The sequence below is a fragment of the Citrobacter sp. EC_71 genome, from assembly GCF_019584005.1.
Lineage (GTDB): Bacteria > Pseudomonadota > Gammaproteobacteria > Enterobacterales > Enterobacteriaceae > Citrobacter > Citrobacter werkmanii.
The window spans coordinates 1-1,016 of sequence record NZ_VDAY01000059.1; the positions used below are offsets into that span (position 1 = coordinate 1).

Sequence of the window (1,016 nt, forward strand, 5' to 3'; positions counted from 1 at the left end):
GTTCATCGCTTTTCTCCAGGATCTTATGCAACAGGTTGGCCAGAGTTCCGCGGCGATTGCATCCGCTTCCCGCCAGATTGCAGGAGGCAACCTGGATCTCTCCTCACGTACGGAAGAACAGTCTTCATCCATTGTCGAAACCGCAGCATCCATGGAAGAACTCACCAGTACTGTCCGTCTGAATGCAGATAATGCACTGCAGGCTAACCGGCTCGCAACACAGGCCTCTGCTGCGGCGAAGGAGGGTGCTGGCGTGGTCAGTGAGGCGGTTATCACCATGAGTAAAATTAACGATTCTTCGTCGAAGATCGTTGAAATTATCAGCGTCATTGACGGTATTGCTTTCCAGACCAACATCCTTGCCCTTAATGCTGCTGTGGAAGCTGCACGCGCCGGTGAAAATGGACGGGGATTTGCCGTCGTGGCCGGTGAAGTCCGTTCCCTTGCACAGCGAAGCGCTCATTCAGCCAAGGAAATCAAGAAACTGATTGAAGAGTCCGTCAGCAATATTGAACAGGGAAGTGAGCTTGTCAGACAGGCAGGAACCACAATGGACGGGCTGATGGAGAAGGTCGAAAATGTCAGCGTGCTGATTTCCGAAATCAGCTCTTCCAGTGATGAACAAAGCCGGGGTATTGAGCAGATCAATGTGGCGATTAACCAGCTTGATAATACGACCCAGCAGAATGCCGCACTGGTCGAAGAAGTCTCTGCTGCTGCGCAGTCTATGGAGGCTCAGACAGAGCAGCTTGAAAAAGTGGTCAGCAGTTTCAGACTCTGAAAGTTAAATTACCAGTAAGTGTTCACAGCATCGCTGGCTTCGGCCGGCCATGCTGTTGAAAATTTTTTCATTGTTTGCGTATTCATTATTATTTTGTGAACTTCCTCTGATTTTTTTATGTATAAGGCCGTTACAGATAGACTGTAATGGGGGGTGTGTCAAATTTACCGATTAAACGGAATATGTCAGAAGGAACATTCCACGATGTTTGTTCCGCAGTATTACTTAACCTTTA

General features: G+C 48.5%; 1 protein-coding gene. It reads left to right on the forward strand.

Annotated elements, in window-relative coordinates:
• Positions 1-781: methyl-accepting chemotaxis protein (locus FHD02_RS23970; protein WP_255597501.1), on the forward strand; the 781-nt coding region annotated here is incomplete at its 5' end.
• Positions 782-1,016 lie beyond the last annotated feature (235 nt).